Source organism: Serratia sarumanii (assembly GCF_029962605.1).
In the GTDB taxonomy this organism is placed as follows: domain Bacteria; phylum Pseudomonadota; class Gammaproteobacteria; order Enterobacterales; family Enterobacteriaceae; genus Serratia; species Serratia sarumanii.
Window position 1 is genome coordinate 700205 of the sequence record NZ_CP124750.1, and the last position, 19931, is coordinate 720135.

The 19931-nt window shown below is 62.2% G+C and carries 15 protein-coding genes; 4 read left to right on the plus strand and 11 right to left on the minus strand.

From position 1 onward, the window contains the following. The first annotated feature begins 37 nt into the window (after window positions 1–37). Both folA and SSARUM_RS03245 read left to right on the plus strand, forming a co-directional pair. The gene (gene folA, locus SSARUM_RS03240; protein ID WP_033637073.1) at window positions 38–520 is read left to right on the plus strand and encodes a type 3 dihydrofolate reductase; all 483 of its coding nucleotides are present in this window, start codon (window positions 38–40) and stop codon (window positions 518–520) included. 180 nt (window positions 521–700) lie between these two features. Continuing rightward, window positions 701–2590, plus strand: a complete 1890-nt coding sequence (locus SSARUM_RS03245; protein WP_033637074.1) for a PhoX family protein — start codon at window positions 701–703, stop codon at window positions 2588–2590. Window positions 2591–2634: 44 nt separating this feature from the next. On the opposite strand, the gene apaH is transcribed toward SSARUM_RS03245, so the two are convergent. The 6 genes from apaH to lptD all read right to left on the minus strand — a co-directional run bounded on the left by apaH (window position 2635) and on the right by lptD (window position 9396). Then, entirely contained in the window at window positions 2635–3486 is an 852-nt protein-coding gene (gene apaH / locus SSARUM_RS03250; protein ID WP_033637075.1) for a bis(5'-nucleosyl)-tetraphosphatase (symmetrical) ApaH, read from the minus strand. A gap of 2 nt (window positions 3487–3488) precedes the next feature. Further along, window positions 3489–3866, minus strand: coding sequence for a Co2+/Mg2+ efflux protein ApaG (gene apaG, locus SSARUM_RS03255; protein ID WP_016929119.1), 378 nt, complete (start codon window positions 3864–3866; stop codon window positions 3489–3491). A gap of 12 nt (window positions 3867–3878) precedes the next feature. Further along, a complete protein-coding gene (gene rsmA, locus SSARUM_RS03260) occupies window positions 3879–4697 on the minus strand; it encodes a 16S rRNA (adenine(1518)-N(6)/adenine(1519)-N(6))-dimethyltransferase RsmA (RefSeq protein ID WP_033637076.1) in 819 nt (272 codons plus the stop codon). Continuing rightward, on the minus strand, window positions 4690–5682 hold the full coding sequence (pdxA, locus tag SSARUM_RS03265) for a 4-hydroxythreonine-4-phosphate dehydrogenase PdxA (RefSeq protein ID WP_039568960.1): 993 nt from the start codon (window positions 5680–5682) through the stop codon (window positions 4690–4692). Before pdxA ends, rsmA begins: the two co-directional genes overlap by 8 nt. Next, window positions 5669–6970 carry a peptidylprolyl isomerase SurA gene (gene surA / locus SSARUM_RS03270; RefSeq protein WP_033637077.1) on the minus strand — a complete coding sequence of 434 codons (1302 nt, stop codon included), beginning with the start codon at window positions 6968–6970 and terminating at the stop codon, window positions 5669–5671. Before surA ends, pdxA begins: the two co-directional genes overlap by 14 nt. Window positions 6971–7035: 65 nt before the next feature. Continuing rightward, window positions 7036–9396, minus strand: a complete 2361-nt coding sequence (gene lptD / locus SSARUM_RS03275; RefSeq protein ID WP_033649173.1) for an LPS assembly protein LptD — start codon at window positions 9394–9396, stop codon at window positions 7036–7038. A 227-nt stretch (window positions 9397–9623) separates the two neighbouring features. Between lptD and djlA the strand changes: the two genes are divergently transcribed. Continuing rightward, window positions 9624–10445: a co-chaperone DjlA gene (djlA, locus tag SSARUM_RS03280; RefSeq protein WP_033637079.1), complete on the plus strand. Its 822-nt coding sequence runs from the start codon at window positions 9624–9626 to the stop codon at window positions 10443–10445. A 192-nt stretch (window positions 10446–10637) separates the two neighbouring features. Here the strand turns inward: djlA and rluA are convergent, their stop codons facing one another. The 3 genes from rluA to SSARUM_RS03295 all read right to left on the minus strand — a co-directional run bounded on the left by rluA (window position 10638) and on the right by SSARUM_RS03295 (window position 16865). Next, window positions 10638–11288, minus strand: a complete 651-nt coding sequence (gene rluA, locus SSARUM_RS03285) for a bifunctional tRNA pseudouridine(32) synthase/23S rRNA pseudouridine(746) synthase RluA (protein WP_033637080.1) — start codon at window positions 11286–11288, stop codon at window positions 10638–10640. Window positions 11289–11345: 57 nt separating this feature from the next. Next, the gene (gene rapA, locus SSARUM_RS03290; RefSeq protein ID WP_060428665.1) at window positions 11346–14252 is read right to left on the minus strand and encodes an RNA polymerase-associated protein RapA; all 2907 of its coding nucleotides are present in this window, start codon (window positions 14250–14252) and stop codon (window positions 11346–11348) included. Window positions 14253–14498: 246 nt separating this feature from the next. Continuing rightward, the gene (locus SSARUM_RS03295; RefSeq protein WP_048321277.1) at window positions 14499–16865 is read right to left on the minus strand and encodes a DNA polymerase II; all 2367 of its coding nucleotides are present in this window, start codon (window positions 16863–16865) and stop codon (window positions 14499–14501) included. Window positions 16866–17079: 214 nt separating this feature from the next. Here SSARUM_RS03295 and SSARUM_RS03300 point away from each other — a divergent pair, with 214 nt between their 5' ends. Next, window positions 17080–17850 carry a DedA family protein gene (locus SSARUM_RS03300; RefSeq protein WP_039568785.1) on the plus strand — a complete coding sequence of 257 codons (771 nt, stop codon included), beginning with the start codon at window positions 17080–17082 and terminating at the stop codon, window positions 17848–17850. Between the two features lie 26 nt (window positions 17851–17876). On the opposite strand, the gene ilvN is transcribed toward SSARUM_RS03300, so the two are convergent. Then, window positions 17877–18170, minus strand: a complete 294-nt coding sequence (gene ilvN / locus SSARUM_RS03305) for an acetolactate synthase small subunit (RefSeq protein ID WP_016929110.1) — start codon at window positions 18168–18170, stop codon at window positions 17877–17879. A 3-nt stretch (window positions 18171–18173) separates the two neighbouring features. After that, window positions 18174–19868 (minus strand): acetolactate synthase large subunit, encoded by a 1695-nt coding sequence (ilvB, locus tag SSARUM_RS03310; RefSeq protein ID WP_033649181.1) that lies wholly within the window; start codon window positions 19866–19868, stop codon window positions 18174–18176. Window positions 19869–19931: the final 63 nt, after the last annotated feature.

Here is a 19931-nt window from a genome sequence, read left to right on the forward strand (position 1 = left end):
AGTGTCACCAATTTTGCTGCCTACACAGGGTTAAACAATGATTATCAGCCTGATCGCTGCCTTGGCGGCGGATCGCGTTATTGGCATGGAAAACGCCATGCCGTGGCACCTGCCGGCGGACCTTGCGTGGTTTAAACGCAACACGTTGAATAAGCCGGTTATTATGGGCCGCAAGACCTTCGAGTCCATCGGCCGCCCGCTGCCGGGCCGCCACAATATCGTTTTGAGCAGCCGCCCGGGCAATGCCGCCGGGGTGACCTGGGTGACCTCGCTGGATGAAGCGCTGGCCGCCGCGGGCGAGGTGGAAGAAGTGATGGTGATCGGCGGTGGGCGCATCTATACCCAGCTGCTGCCGCGCGCCGATCGCCTGTACCTGACGCACATCGACGCCGAAGTCGGCGGCGATACCCACTTCCCGGATTACGAGCCGGACGAGTGGGAAACCACGTTCAGCGAATTCCACGACGCCGACGATCTGAACTCGCACAGCTACTGCTTCGAAATCCTGCAGCGCCGCTGATTTAAGCGCGTTAACCAACTCTCCCCGGGGGCGCAAGCAATTGCGCCCCCGGCCTTTTTGCGCCCGTCGTTTGTAACCTTTCCGTCACATTACCTGATTAGTATGAAGCCCAACTCCGAGCGCCACGGCAACTCTGGTGAATCTTGACCGCGGCGCCATAACTAAAAAGGTAACCACGCTATGACCAAGCAAATTGAGCAATTAGACGCCGACCGCCTGATCGATCCCACTCGCCGCAAACTGCTGCTCGGCAGCGCCGGCGCCGTCGGCCTGGCCGGTTTTCTCGGCGGCGGCATCTGGTCGGTCTCCAGTGAGGCGTTGGCCGAGGATCTGCCGCCGAACAAGCTGTTGGGTTTTCAGGGCATCGCCGCGTCTACCGCCGATGAGGTGACCATCGCGCCGGGCTACCGCGCCGAGGTGCTGATCTCCTGGGGCGAGCCGCTGGTAGACGGCGCGCCGGCCTTCGATCCGCAGGGCAACAACAGCGCCGCCGATCAGGAAAAACAGTTCGGCGACAATAACGACGGCATGAGCTTCTTCCCGATCGATGACAATCACGGCGTGATGGCCATCAATAACGAATACGTTAACGAGCAGTACCTGTTCGCTCACGGCGGCGCCAAGGCCACCAGCCTGGAAGAGGTGCGTAAATCGCAGGCGGCGCACGGCGTCTCCATCGTGGCGGTAAAGCGCGTCGGCGACGGCCAGCGCTGGGAGGTGGAGCGCCCGTCGCGCTATAACCGCCGCATCACCGCCAATACCGAAATGCAGTTCAGCGGCCCGGCCGCCGGGCACCCGCTGCTGCAGACCGCCGCCGATCCGAGCGGGCGCAAGGTGCTGGGCACTTTCGGCAACTGCGCCAACGGCAAGACGCCGTGGGGCACCTACCTGACCTGCGAAGAAAACTTCGATACCTACTTTGGCACTCATCAGGCTGATTACAAAACCACGCCGGAACAGAAGCGCTACACGCTGAAGGTCAGCGAACCGGAGCGCAACTGGCCGGACTATGACGAGCGCTTCGACGTGGCGAAGAACCCCAACGAATTCAACCGCCACGGCTGGATCGTCGAGATTGACCCGCTGAATCCGACCTCGACGCCCATCAAGCACACCGCGCTGGGCCGCTTCAAGCACGAGAACGCGGCGGTGACCGTGGCCAAAGATGGCCGTTTGGTGGTGTACATGGGTGACGACGAACGCGGCGAACATATCTATAAGTACGTTTCCAAAGGCGTGGTCGACGCCGCCAATCCGGCCAACAATCGCACGCTGCTGGACGAAGGGACGCTGTACGTGGCGCAGTTCGACGGCGATGAGGCCGGCACGCCGCTGAAGGGCAAAGGGCGCTGGATTGCGCTCGAGTTCGGCAAGAACGGCCTGACGCCGGAGAACGGCTTCCGCGATGAGGCCGAAGTGCTGATCTTCGCCCGCAAGGCGGCGCAGCAGGTCGGCGCCACCAAAATGGATCGCCCGGAGTGGATCGCGGTGAACCCGCATGACGGCCGCGCGTACTGCACGTTGACCAACAACAGCAAGCGCGGCGAGGAAGGGATGCCGCTGAACGCCGCCAACCCGCGGCCGAACAATATCTATGGCCAGATCATTCGCTGGGACGAGGGCGGCGACGCCACCGCCGGCACCTTCGCCTGGGACATCTATGCGCTGTGCGGCAATCCGATCGCCCATCCGGAAGGCGTCAACCGCGGCACGCCGAACATCACGGCGGAAAATACCTTCAACAGCCCGGATGGGCTGGGCTTCGATCGCGCCGGCCGCCTGTGGATCCTCACCGACGGCAAGTACAGCAACAAGGGCGATTACGCCGGGCAGGGCAACAACCAGATGCTGGTGGGCGATCCGATCAGCGGCGAAATTCGCCGTTTCATGGTGGGGCCGAAGTCCTGCGAACTGACCGGCATCACCTTCACCCCGGACTACAAGACGATGTTCGTCAACGTGCAGCATCCGGGAGAAGAGGGCGATTCGCACTTCCCAAACAACAGCCCGCGCCCGCGTTCATCGGTGTTGATGATCACGCGTGAAGATGGCGGGGTGATTGGGGCGTAAGGCGCTAAAGAGAGCAAAGGCGGCCTGGGGCCGCCTTGATGTTTTCAGAACGCGGCCAGCCTGCCGGCGTGGTCGGGCGCCTCGCCGCGATTAGCGGGCTGCGTGAAGTAACGGCGGTCTTCCCAGCGCAGCATCGTCAGATCGCCGCCCCAGCAGCAGCCTGTGTCCAGCCCGATCACGCCTTCCGGCGTGCCCTTGCCTTCCAGCGAGGCCCAGTGGCCGAAGACGATGGTGTATTCCGGATCCACCAGGCGCGGCAGCTCGAACCACGGTTTCAGCGGCGCGGGTGCGGTGCCCGGCGCATCTTTGCAGATCATGTCGAGCTGGCCGTTGGGGAAGCAATAACGCATGCGCGTCAGCGCATTGGTGCTGAAACGCAGGCGCGCCAGGCCGCTCAGCTCCGGCGTCCAGTTGTTCGGCATATCGCCGTACATGGCGTCGAGGAACAGCGGGTAGCTGTCGCTGCTTAATACCGCTTCCACTTCGCGCGCGCACATTTTCGCGGTGTCGATATCCCACTGCGGGGTGATGCCAGCGTGCGCCATCACCAGCTTTTGCTCATCATCCACCTGCAGCACCGGTTGGCGGCGCAGCCAGTTGATCAGCTCGTCGGCGTCCGGCGCCTCCAACAGCGGGGTGATGCGATCTTTGGGTTTGTTGCGGCTGATGCCGGCGTAAACCGCCAGCAGGTGCAGATCGTGGTTGCCCAGCACCATGCGCACCGCCGGGCCGAGCGAGCGCACGAAGCGCAGCACGTCCAGCGAGGCGGGGCCGCGCGCCACCAGATCGCCGGTCAGCCACAGTTGATCGCGCTCGGGATCGAACGCAACCTGAGCCAGCAGCGACTTCAGTTCATCGAAACAGCCGTGAACGTCGCCGATAAGGTATGTCGACATAATTAATGGATCAGCGTTGGAATGGCTAAGCGAAACACGGGAATAGCGGTGCGGAACGGCTGACCCTGGTGGTCAACCATTTCGTAATGGCCTTCCATGGTGCCCAGCGGCGTTTCCAGAATGGCGCCGCTGGTGTACTGAAACTCTCCGCCGGGCGGAATGACGGGCTGTTCGCCGATCACGCCTTCGCCCTGAACTTCGGTTTGGCGGCCGTTGCTGTTGGTGATCAGCCAGTAACGGCCCAGCAGTTGCACGTCGGTCCGCCCCAGATTGCGGATGGTGATGGTATAGGCGAAGACGTAACGCTCTTCTTCAGGGATCGACTGTGATTCCACATAGATGCTCTGAACCTGAATACACACGCGGGGCGAATCAATCATGACAACAACTCCTTATTGCTGCGGCGCCGGATTGGCTGACAGCCAGTTCGCCAGCTTGCAGTACTGCGCCACAGAAATATTTTCTGCTCTGAGCGAAGGATCGACGCCCAGCTCCGTCAGCTGCTCCGGCGTGAACAGGTCGCCCAGGCTGTTGCGGATGGTTTTCCGCCGCTGGTTGAACGCCTGCGTGGTGATGCGGCTCAGCATGCGCACGTCGCCCACCGGATTCGGCAGCACGCTGTGCGGCACCAGACGCACCACGGCGGAATCGACCTTCGGCGGCGGCGCGAACGCGGTCGGCGGCACTTCCAGCACCGGAATGACGTTGCAGTAGTACTGCGCCATCACGGTCAAACGCCCGTAGGCCTTGCTGTTCGGGCCGGCCACCAGACGGTTGACCACCTCTTTTTGCAACATAAAGTGCATGTCGCGGATTGCCTGAGTATAGCTGAAAAGGTGGAACATCAGCGGCGTCGAAATATTGTACGGCAGGTTACCAAATACGCGCAGCGGTTGGCCAGCTTCCTCGGCCAGTTCGGCGAAATTCACCGTCATGGCGTCCTGCTGGTGGATGGTCAGCTTGTCTTTCAGCCGCGGGTGGTTTTCCAGCCGGGTGGCCAGATCGCGGTCCAGTTCGATCACCGTCATGCGGTCCATGCGCGCGCCGACCGGCTCGGTCAAGGCGCCGAGGCCGGGGCCGATCTCGACCACCGCTTCGCCCGGCTGCGGGTGAATGGCGGAGACAATGCTATCGATGACAAACTGATCGGTTAAAAAGTTTTGTCCAAAGCGTTTGCGGGCAAAGTGCCCTTGGTGGACTCTGTTATTCATTACAATTAATTATCATTTTAATGGCGAGATTCAGGGCCGTTTGGAAACTGCCGACATCGGCGGTGCCGGTGCCGGCCAGTTCCAGAGCGGTACCGTGGTCGACCGAGGTGCGTATGAAAGGCAAACCGAGGGTGATATTCACCGCGCGGCCGAACCCTTGGTATTTTAGCACCGGCAGCCCCTGATCGTGATACATCGCCAGCACCGCATCGGCATCTTGCAGATATTTGGGCTGGAATAGGGTGTCCGCCGGCAGCGGGCCGACAAGATGGATGCCCTCAGCGCGCAGCGCGTCGAGCGCAGGGATGATGGTGTCTATCTCTTCGTGCCCCATATGGCCGCCTTCCCCGGCGTGGGGGTTCAGGCCGCAGACGTAAATGTGCGGCCGGGCGATGCCAAATTTGGTTTTCAGATCGTGGTCGAGGATGCGGATGACTTCGAACAGGCTCTGTTGCGTGATGGCGCCCGGCACCGCCAGCAGCGGCAGGTGGGTGGTCGCCAGCGCCACGCGCAGCTCTTCGGTCGCGAGCATCATCACCACGCGATCGCAGCGGCTGCGATCGGCAAAGAATTCGGTATGGCCGATAAACGGCACGCCGGCGTCGTTGATCACGCCCTTGTTCACCGGGCCGGTGATCAGCGCGGCGAATTCGCCGTTGAGGCAGCCGTCGCAGGCGCGCGCCAGGGTTTCCACCACGTAGGCACTGTTGCTGACGTTCAGCTCCCCGGCGGTGACCGGGTGAGCGAGCGGCACCGGCAGCACGGTCAGCGTGCCGGCGCGTTGCGCTTCGGCCGGTTGCTGCGGCTGGTAGTCGCGCAGCGTCAGCGGCAGGCCCAAACGCTTGGCGCGTTCAAGCAGCAGGGCCGGATCGGCGCACACCACCAGCTCAACAGGCCAATCCTGTTGCGCCAGCGCTGCCACCAAATCCGGCCCTACCCCGGCGGGTTCGCCGGGGGTAATGACGACGCGTTTATTGCTGTGCATCGCTGCCATCGAGGATCTTCACGTAAGCCTGGGCGCGCTGTTCCTGCATCCAGGTCTGCGCTTCTTCGGCGAATTTACGGTTGAACAGCATGCGGTAAGCGCGATCTTTCTGCGCGGCGTCGGTCTTATCCACCTGACGAGTGTCCAGCAGCTGAATCAGGTGCCAGCCGAAGGAAGAGTGGACCGGCGCGCTGATTTCACCCTTGCTCAGCTTCAGCAACGCATCGCGGAAGGCCGGATCGTAGATGTCCGGGGAAGCCCAGCCCAGATCGCCGCCCTGCATGGCAGAACCCGGATCCTGCGACAGCTGTTTGGCTTCGTCGGCAAACTTGGCGCGGCCGCTCTTGATCGCTTCCGCCACGGATTGCAGCTTGGCGCGCGCCTGATCGTCGGTCAGCACCACCGAAGGTTTCAGCAGGATGTGACGGGCGTGCACTTCGGTGACCGACACCGACTGGCTGGCGCCGCGGATGTCGTTCACTTTCAGGATGTGGAAGCCGACGCCGGAACGGATTGGGCCGACGACGTCGCCTTTCTTGGCGCTCACCAGACGTTCCGCGAACAGGGTCGGGATCTCTTGCAGCTTGCCCCAGCCCATGTTGCCGCCTTTCAGCGCCTGAGAATCGGCGGAGTAGGTGATCGCCAGCTTGCCGAAGTCGGCGCCGCTGTTGATCTCACCCACCAGGCGTTTGGCCAGCTCTTCGGCTTTGTCGACCTGCTGCTGCGACGGATTCTCCGGCAGCGGGATCAGGATGTGGCTGATGTTCATTTCGGTGTCGCTGCCGTTCTGCGCGCCCACCTGCTTGGCCAGCGCGTCCACTTCCTGCGGCAGGATGGTGACGCGACGGCGCACTTCGTTGTTACGCACTTCGGAGATCAGCATCTCTTTGCGGATCTGCGAACGGTAGGTGTTGTAGTTCAACCCTTCGTACGACAGGCGGCTGCGCAGCTGATCGACGCTCATCTTGTTTTGCGCGGCGATGTTGGCGATCGCCTTGTCCAGATCGGCGTCGGACACGGTGATGCCCATTTTCTTGGCCATCTGCAGCTGGATGTTATCCATGATCAGGCGTTCGATGATCTGATGGCGCAGCGTCTTGTCGTCCGGCAATTGCTGGCCGGCCTGCTGGGCGTTGAGCTTCACGGACTGCAACAGACCGTTGACGTCGCTTTCGAGTACCACGCCGTTATCCACGACGGCGGCGACTTTATCCACTTCTTGGGGTGCTGCGAACGCGGCATTGGCGCAAACTACCAATCCGAGAATAAGCGTTCTCCAGTTCTTCATACATTTCCCATTATGTAATCCGCAAATGCGGGTGAAAGTTCTCGTTTTCAAAGTGTTGCAAAGCGTCAGAATGCGCGCTGATACGGCAGAATGCCGGAGCGCAGCATTTCTGCGGAGCCGAGACTATGATCGCTGCTCAGGCCGCGCAGTTCGACGTTGAACGAAACTCTGTTGTCGTAAACGCTGGTATTGTTGCTGTTGTTCCAATCGGTGATCTTGCGCTCATAGCCCAGGGTCACCGCCCAGCAGCAGGTGTTGTACTTCAGCCCCACCAGCTGATCGGCGGATTGCTTGGCGCGGGTGTCGTAGTAATACGCCCCGACCACCGCCCAACGATCGGCGATCGGCCAGCTGCCGGTGATGCCCACCTGCGAGATGCCGTCCTGGAAGGCCGGAACCGTTTTGGTGTTCAACGCCGTCTGGATGTATTCCGGCGTGGCGTAACGGTAGTTCAACTGCACCACGCGCTCGGCGTCCTGGCGGTATTCCACCACGCCGTTGCCCAGCGAGACGCTGTTCAGGCGGGTGTCGTACTGCAGGCCGCCGCGCAGGCCCCAACGATCGTCGATTTTCCAATAGGTATCGCCGGCCCAGGCCACGCTGCCGGTATCGTCGTTGTTGTCGTACCCTGTTACCTGATCGCCGGTGCGCGAACGGCTGAAGTAGTAGATTTGACCCACGGAAGCGTTAAAACGTTCAACCAGCGCGTCATCATAAATGCGGGTGGTCAAACCGGTGGAGACGCGGTTCTGCGAAGCGATGCGATCCAGGCCGCTGTAGGTGCGGTCGCGGAACAGGCCGGAGTAGTCGGTCTGCAGCAGCGTGGTGTCGTAGGTGTAGATGTTACTCTGGTCGCGGTACGGCACGTACAGGTACTGTACGCGCGGCTCCAGCGTCTGGGTGGCGCCTTCGGCCCAGATCATCGGGCGTTCGAACACCAGCTTGCCGTCGACCTTGAACTGCGGCAATACGCGGTTGACCGAATCATCAAGCTCCGGTGCAACGGCGCCTTTGCGGCTCTGGTAGTTGGCGGCGAAACCGTCAGGAATATCCTGCTGGTAGTGGGTCGCCATCACCTTGGCTTCGGTGTTCAGGCTGGCCCAGCCGTTGGTCAGCGGCAGGCTCAGCGTCGGCTCCATATGCAGACGGGTGGCGTCCGGGCTGTACGGGTTGACGCTGGTGAACTTGGCCGCCTGGCCGTAAATATGGAAGTCGAACGGGCCGAGGTCGTTTTTGTAGTAGTTCAGATCCAGCTGCGGCTGAACTTTATACGATTCCGACTGCGAGCGATCGGTATCGTCGTAAATCTGGAACTGCTTGGAACTCAGCGTGGCGTTCCAGTTCTCGTTGGCGTAGCCGAGGCTGAATTTCTGCGTGGCGTAGCCGTCGGTGGTGGAACCGTACTTGGAGTCCAGATCGGTGAAGTATTTGGAATCGCTGACCTTGGTGTAGTCGACGTTGAAGCGCCACACCTGATCCATGACGCCGTTGTGGTTCCAGTAGAACAGCCAGCGCTTGCTGTCGTCATGATCTTTGCCGTATTCCTTGTCGTCCGGCAACCAGTCGAACTCCATCAGGCCGAGGCCCGGCTGCACCAGATAGCGGAACTCGGTCTGCCACTGCAGGCCGCGCTTGGACATATAGTGCGGCGTGATGGTGGCGTCGTAGTTCGGCGCGATGTTCCAGTAGTACGGCAACATGAACTCGAAGCCGTTGTTGCTGCCGTACTTGGCGTTCGGGATCAGGAAGCCGGAACGGCGCTTGTCGCCGACCGGCAATTGCAGGTACGGGCTGTAGAACACCGGCACGCCGCCGATGCGGAAGCGGGCGTTCCACACTTCCGCCACCTGCTCTTCGCGATCGTGGATCACTTCGGAGCCGACCACGCTCCAGCTGTCGTCGCCCGGCAGACAGGAGGTAAAGGTGCCGTTTTCCAGAATGGTGTAACGGTTGGCGCCGCGCATTTTCATCTTGTCGGCGTCGCCACGCCCCTGACGGCCTACCATTTGGTAGTCGCCTTCATAGACGTCGGTATCTTTGGTGTTCAGGTTCGACCAGGCCTTCGGGCCTTTCAGTTTGATCTGATTGTCGCTGTAGTGCACGTCGCCGGTGGCGGTGACGGTGCGCACCGGCTCCGCCTGGCCAGGGTTTTGCGTCTGGTTCAGCTCGACTTCTTTGGCGGTCAGGGTGCTGTTGCCCTGCTCGATATGCACGTTGCCGCTGAACAGGGCGCTTTTCGGATAGTCGGCGCGCGAGTCATCGGCATTGATGGTGACCGGCAGGCTGTTCGGATCGCCGCTGACCAAAGGTTTGTCGTAAACGGGAACGCCAAGCATGCATTGCTCGGCCAGATCAGCCAGCGCGTGCTGACTGTAGAGTGCCGTCCAAATCATCGTGGCCAGCAGTGTTGGGAAACTTTTTTTCATACGCGGTTTTGGTGTTCCGTCATCAGAGGCGTCATGTCCGGCAAACGGTCAGAGACTATATTACTCATCTGCGTTGCGCTAGTGCTAAATCCAGCCGTTTACTTGCGTCGTCGTTAGGCGCAAAGATAAATGACAGGTATGATAATCCAAATTCTGGGAAAAATCGCCTGCGCCCTTTCCTGAAGCGAAGGGGGCGGGCGGCTTTCGGCATGATAATTGAGGAGTATATGCAGTATTGGGGAAAACTGCTCGGCGTCATCGTCGCCATTTGGTCTGGCGCGGGATTCTGGGGTGTAGTTCTGGGGCTGATTATCGGTCATATGATCGATACGGCGCGCAGCAATAAGCGCAGCCGGGGTTTCTTCACCGACCAGCAAACGCGGCAAACGCTGTTTTTCCGCACCACTTTTCAGGTGATGGGCCACCTGACCAAATCCAAAGGACGCGTTACCGAGGCAGATATCCAGATCGCCAGCCTGTTCATGGATCGCCTGCAGCTGCACGGCGAAGCGCGCACCGCGGCGCAGCAGGCGTTCCGCGAGGGGAAACAGAGCCAGTTCCCGCTGCGTGAGACGCTGCAGCAGTTCCGCAGCATCTGTTTTGGCCGCTTCGATTTGATTCGGATGTTTCTGGAAATTCAGATTCAGGCGGCGTTCGCCGACGGCTCGCTGCACCCGAATGAACGCCAGGTGCTGTATGTCATCGCCGAAGAGCTGGGCATTTCGCATGCGCAGTTCGATCAGTTTCTCAGCATGATGGAGGGCGGGCGTCAGTTCGGCGGCGGTCAGCAGGGCGGGTATTCGCAGGGCGGCTATCAGCAGGCTCAGCGCGGCCCGACGCTCGACGATGCGTGCAAGGTGCTCGGCGTGCGCAGCAGCGACGATGCCGCCACCATCAAACGCGCCTACCGCAAATTGATGAGCGAACACCATCCGGATAAGCTGGTGGCGAAGGGCTTGCCGCCGCAGATGATGGAAATGGCCAAGCAGAAAGCGCAGGAAATTCAGGCGGCGTACGATCTGATCAAACGCGAGAAAGGCTTCAAATAACCTTCCCCGTCATACTTGGCGCTGCCTCTTTGTTGGCTGTACCTGCTCACCCCGGTCACATAGTTGCCTATGCTCCCGGGAATTTGCAGGCTTGCCGCCGCGATGCAACCCCAATTATTTAGGGGAAAGAGCGTAAGTATTTCGGGGGGAGTCCCCAGGGGCCCGGCATGCTGGGCCCGTTTAACAGGCGATTCAGAAATCCGGTTCGGCGCGAAAGTGCATCGGCGTCTGGAAGGCGGGGTGGGTGATACGCAGCTCTTGCGCATGCAGCTGCAGCCGCGGCGCCATCGCCTTGGCCTCCGGCGGGGCGTAGAAACCGTCGCCGAGGATCGGATGCCCCAGCGCCAGCATGTGCACCCGCAGCTGGTGCGAGCGGCCGGTGATCGGCGTCAGCTTCACGCGCGTGCTGCCGTCGGCGTCGCGCGACAGCACCTGATACTCCGTCTGCGCCGCTTTGCCGGTGTCAAAACACACCTTTTGTAGCGGCCGGTTCGGCCAGTCGCAGATCAGCGGCAAGTCCACCAACCCTTCGTCATGCGCCATATGCCCCCAAACGCGGGCGATATAGGATTTCTTCGGTTCGCGTTCGCGGAACTGACGCTTCAGCTCGCGCTCGGCGGCCTTGTTGAGCGCCACCACGATCACCCCGCTGGTGGCCATATCCAGCCGGTGCACCGATTCGGCGGCCGGATGATCGGCCTGAATGCGGGTCATCAGGCTGTCTTTGTTTTCCGGCGCGCGGCCGGGCACCGACAGCAAGCCGCTGGGCTTGTTGACCACCATGATGTGTTCATCCTGATACAGGATGTGCAGCGGGTCCTGCGGGGGATTGTAGGGTTCCATCTTGGCTCCGCGAAAAGGGCCGAACGGGGAGGCGGTTGCCGCCCCGCGTCGCGCCGGTTACTGGTGGGTGACCACCACCAGACGAATGGCGTCGAGACGCCAGCCGGCTTCATTGAGGTTGGCCAGCACCTGACGGCGGTTGAACTCCAGCGCTTCGACTTCGTCGTCGCGGATGTTCGGGTTGACCGCCTTCAGCGCTTCCAGACGCGCCAGCTCGGCGCTCAGCTTGTCGTCCGCCTCTTGCTTCGCCTGTTCGATAAGCGTGCGCGCCTGCACTTCCACCAGGCTTTCCGCCTGCTGCAGCATGGCGTGCACGTCTTGCTGCACGGCGTTGACCAGCTTGCTGGAGGTGTGGCGGTTGACCGCGTTCAACTGGCGGTTGAAGCTTTCGAACTCGACCTGCGCCGCCAGGTTGGTGCCCTTGCGATCCATCAGCATGCGGATCGGCGTCGGCGGCAGGAAGCGGGTCAGCTGCAGGTGCTTCGGCGCCTGAGCCTCCACCACGTACACCAGCTCAACCAACAGGGTGCCGACCGGCAACGCTTTGTTTTTCAACAGGGACACCGCGCAGCTGCCGGTATCGCCGGACAGGATCAGATCCAGGCCGTTGCGGATGATCGGGTGCTCCCAGCTGACGAACTGCGCGTCTTCGCGCGACAGCGCCCGATCGCGATCGAAGGTGACGGTGCAGCCGTCCTGCGGCAGGCCCGGGAAGTCCGGCACCAGCATATGGTCGGACGGCGTCAGCACGATCAGGTTGTCGCTGCGGTCTTCCTGGTTGATGCCGACGATGTCGAACAGGTTGAGCGCGAAGCCCACCAGATTGACGTCGTTATCCTGCTCGGCGATGGCGGCGGCCAGCGCCTGGGCTTTGTCGCCGCCGTTGGAGTGCATCTCCAGCAGGCGGTCGCGGCCCTGTTCCAGCTGCGCTTTCAACTGATCGTGCTGCTGGCGGCAGGCGTGGATGAATTCGTCAAAGCCTTCCTGTTCGGTCGGCGCGGCCAGATAACCGATCAACTGCTCGTAGCAGCTGTCGTAGATGGTGCGGCCGGTCGGGCAGGTGTGTTCGAAGGCGTCCAGCCCCTCGTGGAACCAGCGACCCAGCACCGCCTGCGCGGTGTGCTCCAGGTAAGGCACCATGATTTGGATATCGTGCATCTGGCCGATACGGTCCAGACGGCCGATACGCTGCTCCAGCAGGTCCGGGTTGAACGGCAGATCGAACATCACCAGCTGGCTGGCGAACTGGAAGTTGCGGCCTTCGGAGCCGATCTCGGAACACAGCAGCACCTGCGCGCCTTCCTCTTCGGAGGCGAAGTAGGCGGCGGCGCGGTCGCGCTCGATAATCGACAGCCCTTCGTGGAACACCGCGGCGCGGATCGCTTCACGCTCGCGCAGCACCTGCTCCAGCTGCAGCGCGGTGTCGGCCTTGGCGCAGATCACCAGCACTTTTTCGTTGCGGTTGGCCAGCAGGTAGTCCAGCAGCCACTCGACGCGCGGGTCGAAGTTCCACCAGGTGGCGTTTTCGCCCTCGAATTCCTGGTAGATCTGCTCCGGGTACAGCATGTCGCGCGCGCGCGCTTCGACGGACTTCTTGGCGCCCATGATGCCGGACACTTTGATCGCAGTCTGATACTGGGTCGGCAACGGCAACTTGATCTGGTGCAGGTTGCGGTGCGGGAAGCCCTTCACGCCGTTACGGGTGTTGCGGAACAGCACGCGGCTGGTGCCGTGGCGATCCATCAGCATGGAAACCAGCTCCTGGCGCGCCTGCTCGGCGTTGTCGCCTTCGCTGTTGGCGGCTTTGAGCAGCGGTTCGATGTCCTGCTCGTCGATCAGCTCGCCCAACAGGTTCAATTTGTCGTCGGCCAGGCGTTTACCGCTCAGCAGCAGGGTGACGGCGTCGGCCACCGGGCGGTATTTCTGCTGCTCGGCGACGAACTCGCCGTAGTCGTGGAAACGGTTTGGATCGAGCAGGCGCAGGCGCGCGAAGTGGCTCTGTTGGCCCAGCTGTTCCGGGGTGGCGGTCAGCAGCAGCACGCCGGGGATATGCTCGGCCAGCTGTTCGATCACCTGATATTCGCGGCTCGGCGCTTCTTCGCTCCAGGCCAGGTGGTGCGCTTCGTCAACCACCAGCAGATCCCACTGGGCGTCCGCCAGCTCTTCCAGGCGCTGCTTGTTGCGGCGCACGAAGTCCAGCGAGCAGATCACCAGCTGTTCGGTTTCGAACGGGTTGCTGCTGTCGAGCTTGGCTTCGGCGTAGCGGCTGTCGTCGAACAGCGAGAAGTAGAGGTTGAAGCGGCGCATCATCTCCACCAGCCACTGGTGCTGCAGCGTTTCCGGCACCACGATCAGCACGCGCTCGGCGCGGCCCGCCAGCAGCTGCTGGTGGATGATCATGCCGGCTTCGATGGTTTTGCCGAGGCCGACTTCGTCCGCCAGCAGCACGCGCGGCGCATGGCGCTGGCCGACTTCATGGGCGATGTGCAACTGGTGCGGGATCAGGCTGGCGCGCATGCCGCGCAGGCCGGCGAACGGCAGGCGATACTGCTCGCTCTGGTACTTGCGCGCGCGAAAACGCAGCGCGAAACGGTCCATGCGGTCAATTTGGCCGGCGAACAGGCGATCCTGCGGCTTGCTGAAGGTCAGCTTGCTGTCCAGCAGGACTTCGCGCATCGCCACGCCGCTCTCCTGGGTGTCCTGGCGGGTGCCGATATAGGTCAACAGACCGTTTTCCTCTTTCACCTCTTCCACCTGCAGCTGCCATCCTTCGTGGCTGCTGACGGTATCGCCCGGGTTGAACATCACGCGGGTGATCGGCGAATCGTTTCTGGCATAGAGGCGGTTTTCACCGGTGGCGGGGAAAAGCAGGGTAATCATGCGCGCGTCCAGCGCCACGACGGTGCCCAGTCCTAATTCGCTTTCCGTGTCGCTGATCCAGCGTTGACCAAGAGTAAAAGGCATATATTGTCGGCTCGATTCTTTGTAAGTAAGTCTTGTTACCGGGCGGGAAGGGCCGCGGCACCTGTACTGAACGTCTGCTATCCCGGTTTGTTTTAAATTTGACGGGCAATAGCCGTTCACGCCATGCAGACGTCGTGAGACGGCAGGGCTAAGCGTGGTTCAGTTTTGGGAAGGGCGCTATGGTAATGGAAGGCGGCGCGTTCGTCACCTGCAAAACCGGATGATTTTTCTTAACCTGGCGCAATCTCAAAACAGCCCCATCTGCCCGGTGACCAGCGTGGTGAAATCGTCGTGCAAGAAAGGGAGTATAGCGTCTGCCACCGGTTGCAGCTGGCGTTCGAGGTAATGCTGATAGTCGATGGGCGAATGGCGCGTTTCCAGCGGTTCCGGCCCGGCGACGGTCATCACGTAGCTGATCCAGCCGCCGTTCTGATACTGCAGCGGCCGCCCCTGGCTGCGGTTGTAGTCGTCGGCGATGCGCGCGGCGCGGGCGTGCGGCGGCACGTTGCGCTGATAGTCGTCGAGTTTCCTGCGCAGGCGCTTGCGGTACACCAGCTGATCGTCGAAGTCGCCGTTCAGGGTTTTGCCGACGTAGTCGCGCACATAGTCCTGGTAGGGCTGCCGTTTGAAGATGCGCTGATAGAGCTGCTGCTGGAACTGCTGCGCCAGCGGCGTCCAGTCGGTGCGCACCGTTTCCAGGCCTTTGTACACCATCTCTTCCTCGCCGCCGCCGCGTGCGATCAGGCCGGCGTAGCGCTTCTTGCTGCCCTGTTCGGCGCCGCGAATGGTCGGCATCAGGAAGCGGGAATAGTGGGTTTCGAACTCCAGCTCCAGCGCGTTCTCCAGCCCGAACTGCTGCTGCAGATGCTGCTGCCACCAGGCGTTGACCCGCTGCACCAGCGTCCGGCCGATCTGCGCCGCCTGCTGCTCGTCATGCGGCTGTTTCAGCCACACGAAGGTGGAGTCGGTATCGCCGTAAATCACCTGATAACCTTCGGCTTCGATCAGCTCGCGGGTTTGACGCATGATCTCGTGGCCGCGCAGGGTGATCGACGACGCCAGCCGCGGATCGAAGAAGCGGCAGCCGCTCGATCCCAGCACGCCGTACAGCGCGTTCATGATGATCTTCAGCGCCTGCGACAGGGGCTTGTTGTGTTGGCGCTTGGCGGCCTCGCGTCCCTGCCAGATCTGCTCGACGATCGCCGGCAGGCAGTGTTTGCTGCGCGAGAAGCGGGCGTTGCGAAAGCCGGGCACCGAATCGGCGTCGTTTGGGTGGCGCATGCCTTCCACCAACCCGACCGGATCGATCAGGAAGGTGCGGATGATCGACGGGTACAGGCTTTTATAGTCCAGCACCAGCACCGAATCGTACAGGCCGGGCCGGGAGTCCATCACGAAGCCGCCGGGGCTGTGTTCCTCCGGCTGTTCGCCGAGGTTGGGGGCGACAAAGCCCAGGCGGTGCATGCGTGGCATATAAAGGTGGCTGAAGGCCGCCACCGATCCGCCGCTGCGATCGGCCGCCAGCCCGGTGACGGTGGCGCGTTCCAGCAGGAAGTTGAGCAAATCGGCCTTGGCGAAGATGCGCGTCACCAGCTCGCAGTCCTTCAGGTTGTAGCGGGCCAGCGCCGGCTTGTCTTCGGCGAAGCGCCGGTCGATCTCCGCCATGCGTTGATAAGGGTTGTCGATCGCCTTGCCTTCACCCAGCAGTTCCTGCGAAACGTATTCCAGGCTGAAGGAGGGAAAGTTCCAGGTGGCGGACTTCAGCGCTTCGATGCCATCGATGATCAGGCGGCCGGCGGCGGCGGCGAAAAAGTGATTCTGCTTGAAGCCGTGCTCGCGCCACTCCAGCAGGTTGCCGCCGCGCCCCAGCCGCAGCGGGATCTGGTAGCGTTCGGCGTGCTTTTGCAGCACCCGCAGATCGAACTGCACCAGGTTCCAGCCGATGATGGCGTCGGGATCGTGGCGCTCCAGCCACGCGTTGAGTCGTTCCAGCAGTTGGGGGCGGCTGGCGCAGTATTCCAGATCGAAATCCAGCGGCGCATCGCCGCCGTTGGCCGGCCCCAGCATGTAGACCTGCCGCTGGCCGCAGCCTTCCAGTGCGATGGAGTAAAGCTCGCCGTGGGCGGTGGTTTCGATATCCAGCGACACCAGCCTGAGCGTCGGGCGGTAGTCCGGCGCCGGCTTCATCTGGCCATTGAGCAACGGCCCGCCGCCGTTGGCCTGGCCGTTGAACCACACCGGCGCGGTGATGAAGCGCTCCATCAGATAGCGTTCGGGCGGGCGAATGTCGGCCTCGTAGACCGTAACGCCGCCTTCCCGCAGCAGTTTTTCCAGCTTGATGAGCTGACGGTGCTGGCGGCAGTACAGCCCCAGCATCGGGCGGTGATGAAAATCCGTCAGTGCCAGCGGTTTCAGTTCCACCTGCCGTTCTTCGCGCAGCAGCAGTTCCGCGCGCGGCTTTTGTTCGGCGGGGATAAACGCCACCGAGGTTTGCGGCGGCAAGCGCAGCTGACGCGGGCCCGCGTCGGTCGCCAGCCAAAATTCGACCTCGGTGCCGGCGGGCGTGTCGCGCCAGTGGCGAGTGAGCAGGAAACCCTGTTGCAGTGCTGTCATAACCCCTTCGTCTTCCGCCGGGCGGCGTGCGCGACATTCAGCGAGATGTCGGTTTTGGCGCTAATATAGATAAATTATAGTATGTGTTTTTATACAGTCATTGTCCATCGGCGTTCGGCGCTGCCAAATACGCATACAATTCATCGATTGACTCGCCAGCGGCGGCGCTGGAAAATCCTTCGCCCCGTTTGGCCGAATAATCCGCAGAGGTGTAATGGAAGCCTATTTACAAGATTTGATCACCCAGTCGCTGGCTTTCACCCTGATGGTCGTCCTGCTGGTCGCTTTTCTCGAGTCGCTGGCGCTGGTGGGGCTGCTGCTGCCCGGCACGGTGATGATGGCCAGCATCGGCGCGCTGATCGGCAGCGGCAAGGTGGACTTCTACTACGCCTGGGCGGCGGGGATCGTCGGCTGCCTGCTCGGCGACTGGATCTCTTATTTCGTCGGCCGCGCCTTCAAAGGGCCCTTGCACCGCTGGTCGTTCCTGAAGAAGAACAAAGCGCTGCTCGACAAAACCGAGCACGCCTTGCACCAGCACAGCATGGCGACCATTCTGATCGGCCGCTTCGTTGGCCCGACGCGCCCGCTGGTGCCGATGGTGGCCGGCATGCTCGATCTGCCGCCGTACAAGTTTGCCTTGCCGAACATCATCGGTTGCCTGACCTGGCCGCCGGTCTATTTCTTCCCCGGTATCCTGGCGGGCGTGGCGATCGACATTCCCGCCGGCGCCAACAGCGCGATGTTCAAGTGGCTGCTGCTCGCCGCGGCGCTCACCCTCTGGCTGGCGGTGTGGCTGAGTTGGCGCTGGTGGCGTGAGGATAAGCGCAGTGCCGATCGGCTGAGCCGTTGGCTGACGCCGCTGCGGCTGCGCGTGGTTTGCGGATTGAGCTGGCTGGCGGCGCTGGCGGTCGGTTATCTGCTGAGCCAGCAGCCCTTGATGCCGGTGTATCGGCACCTGCTGTGGCAGGTACTGTCCGGGCAATGATTGCGGGGGCGTAAGCCCCCTTCGTATTACTGAAAGAACGCTTCCAGCTGTTCAAATACCCGCACGTCTTCGCTGTGGCGCTTCACCTGCAGCACGTCTTCCAGCTTTTCCACCTGGCTGATCATTTGCTCCAGCCGCTGATCGTCGGCGACCAATAGCCAAATGCGGCTCTGCTGGCCGTCCTTCAGCGGCAGACACAGAATGCCTTCGACGTTGAACGCGCGGCGAGCGAACAGCCCACAAACGTGCGACATGACGCCGGGATGGTTGCGCACGGCCAGCTCCAGGATCACCTGGGGTTTATCTTGTGGTTGCAGCATGGCTTATTCTCCAATCATGTCGATGTTGGCGGCGCCCGGCGGCACCATCGGGAACACTTTTTCGTTGATATCGATCAGCGCGTGGATCAGGCAGGGCCCCGGGCGTTGGATCGCTTCGGCCAGCGCCGCCTGCGGATCTTCCGCGGCGTTCAAATCGCAGGTATCCAGCCCGAATCCGGCGGCGATCTTCAGGAAGTCGGTGCGCTTCGGATAGGCGGCGGCGAAGATGCGCTGCTGGTAGAACAGGGTTTGCTGCTGGTGCACCAGCCCCAACGCCTGGTTGTTCATCAAAATGATTTTCACGTCCAGATCGTGTTCGACGGCGGTGGCCATTTCCTGAATGTTCATCATCAGGCTGCCGTCGCCGGAGAAGCACAGCACTTTACGCTCGGGCTCCGCCAGCGCCGCGCCGATCGCCGCCGGCAGACCGAAGCCCATGGTGCCCAGGCCGCCCGACGTCAGCCACTGGCGCGGCCGGCTCAGCGGATAGGCCTGCGCCACCCACATCTGATGCTGGCCCACGTCGGTGGTGATAATGGCGCTGTCGTCCACGCAGCGCGCGGCGGCCAGCACCAGGCCGTAATGGCTCAGCGGATCGTCGGCGTTCGGCATGTTGAACGGGAACTCGCGCTTCAGGTCGTTGACGGTGCTCAGCCACGCGCTGCGCGGCTGCGTGTCGATCTGCGGCAGCAGTTGTTGCAGTACCTGGCCGACGTCGGCATGGATCGCCACGTTGGCCTGTTTGACCTTGCCCAGCTCGGCGCGATCGATATCCACGTGAATGATGGCGGCGTTAGGGCAGAACTGCTCGGTTTTGCCGATTGCCCGATCGTCGAAGCGCGCGCCCAGCACGATCAGCAGATCGGCCTCCTGCAGAATGAAGTTGGTGCTGCGCGCCGCGTGCATGCCCAACATGCCCAGCGACAGCGGGTGTTCCACCGGCATCGCCCCCAGCGCCATCAGCGTCATGGTGGTGGGCAGACCGGCGCGCTCGGCCAGTTCCAGCGCCTGCCGGTGAGCCTCGGCGCAGATGATGCCGCCGCCCAGGTAGAGGATCGGGCGTTTCGCCTGGTTGATCATCGCGGCGGCCTGCGCAACCAGCGCCGGATCGAAGCTCGGGGCGGCGTCCGGCACGGCGATCGGCGGCAGCTCTTCCAGGGTGATGGTGGCGGTTTGTACGTCTTTCGGCACATCGATCCAGACCGGGCCTGGGCGGCCGGATTCGGCGATGCGGAACGCGTCGCCGATCACCTGCGGCAGCTCGCGGATATCGCGCACCAGATGGTTGTGCTTGGTGATCGGGATGGAAATGCCGTAGGTGTCCACCTCCTGGAAGGCGTCGGTGCCGATCATCGAGGAGGGCACCTGACCGGTGATGCACACCAGCGGAATGGAGTCGAGCTTGGCATCGGCGATGGCGGTGACCAGGTTGGTGGCGCCCGGCCCGCTGGAGGCGATGCACACCGCCGCTTTGCCGTTGGCGCGCGCCATGCCCTGCGCCATAAAGCCCGCGCCCTGTTCGTGGCGCGCCAGCACGTGGTGAATACGGGTGCTTTGGCTCAGCGCGTCATACAGCGGCAGCGCGGCGCCGCCGGGGATGCCGGCGACGGTGGTGATACCCTGCCGCTCCAGCAGATGAACGATCAATTGTGCGCCGGTGAAGCTGGTGCCCGGTTGAGGCGTGCCCGAAGTTGCCATGTTCCTGTCCTTTCTCAAGGCCGGTGAGCTTTGCTGGGCAGGGTGCTAAAACAAGAAACCCCG

Bases quoted from the DNA above. Each gene is read 5' to 3' on its own strand.
- folA (WP_033637073.1), top strand. From the start codon at position 38: ATGATTATCAGCCTGATCGCTGCCTTGGCGGCGGATCGCGTTATTGGC.
- SSARUM_RS03295 (WP_048321277.1), bottom strand. From the start codon at position 16,865: ATGACAGCACTGCAACAGGGTTTCCTGCTCACTCGCCACTGGCGCGAC.
- ilvB (WP_033649181.1), bottom strand. From the start codon at position 19,868: ATGGCAACTTCGGGCACGCCTCAACCGGGCACCAGCTTCACCGGCGCA.
- rluA (WP_033637080.1), bottom strand. From the start codon at position 11,288: ATGGAACCCTACAATCCCCCGCAGGACCCGCTGCACATCCTGTATCAG.
- djlA (WP_033637079.1), top strand. From the start codon at position 9,624: ATGCAGTATTGGGGAAAACTGCTCGGCGTCATCGTCGCCATTTGGTCT.
- apaH (WP_033637075.1), bottom strand. From the start codon at position 3,486: ATGTCGACATACCTTATCGGCGACGTTCACGGCTGTTTCGATGAACTG.
- SSARUM_RS03300 (WP_039568785.1), top strand. From the start codon at position 17,080: ATGGAAGCCTATTTACAAGATTTGATCACCCAGTCGCTGGCTTTCACC.
- SSARUM_RS03245 (WP_033637074.1), top strand. From the start codon at position 701: ATGACCAAGCAAATTGAGCAATTAGACGCCGACCGCCTGATCGATCCC.
- ilvN (WP_016929110.1), bottom strand. From the start codon at position 18,170: ATGCTGCAACCACAAGATAAACCCCAGGTGATCCTGGAGCTGGCCGTG.
- lptD (WP_033649173.1), bottom strand. From the start codon at position 9,396: ATGAAAAAAAGTTTCCCAACACTGCTGGCCACGATGATTTGGACGGCA.
- pdxA (WP_039568960.1), bottom strand. From the start codon at position 5,682: ATGCACAGCAATAAACGCGTCGTCATTACCCCCGGCGAACCCGCCGGG.
- rapA (WP_060428665.1), bottom strand. From the start codon at position 14,252: ATGCCTTTTACTCTTGGTCAACGCTGGATCAGCGACACGGAAAGCGAA.
- apaG (WP_016929119.1), bottom strand. From the start codon at position 3,866: ATGATTGATTCGCCCCGCGTGTGTATTCAGGTTCAGAGCATCTATGTG.
- rsmA (WP_033637076.1), bottom strand. From the start codon at position 4,697: ATGAATAACAGAGTCCACCAAGGGCACTTTGCCCGCAAACGCTTTGGA.
- surA (WP_033637077.1), bottom strand. From the start codon at position 6,970: ATGAAGAACTGGAGAACGCTTATTCTCGGATTGGTAGTTTGCGCCAAT.